Annotated in this window: 1 pseudogene; it reads right to left on the reverse strand. The window is 41.1% G+C overall.

The window, feature by feature from the left end:
* Positions 1-397: pseudogene (locus tag EQG61_RS13810) on the reverse strand (hypothetical protein); the annotation flags it as partial.

The raw sequence follows: 397 nt of genomic DNA on the forward strand, positions 1-397 counted from the left end.
TTAGCTACGATAGGAGCAGCGTTCACAGTTACTGTTACAGTAGCCGTATCACAATTAGTTGGGTTTAAGATTTCACAGATTTGGTATACCAAAGTATAGTTACCTGCAGGAGTTCCAGCAGCAACTATCACATCTGTACCTACTAAAGTCACACCCGGGTTTGTAGAAGATACAAACGTAGTGTTCACTTGAGAAGCAAGAACTGGCTGACCATTAAGTGTATCGTTTACCAATACATTAGTGAAAGAAGTTCCACCTGCAAAACCATTCACTGGTGTTCCCGCATCGTCATTAGCAATGATAGGAGCAGCACCTACAGTAACTGTTACAGTAGCTGTATCACAGTTAGCAGGGTTTAAGATTTCACAGATTTGGTATACTAAAGTGTAAGTACCTG

It is taken from the genome of Flavobacterium stagni, from assembly GCF_004122105.1.
GTDB classification, from domain to species: domain Bacteria; phylum Bacteroidota; class Bacteroidia; order Flavobacteriales; family Flavobacteriaceae; genus Flavobacterium; species Flavobacterium stagni.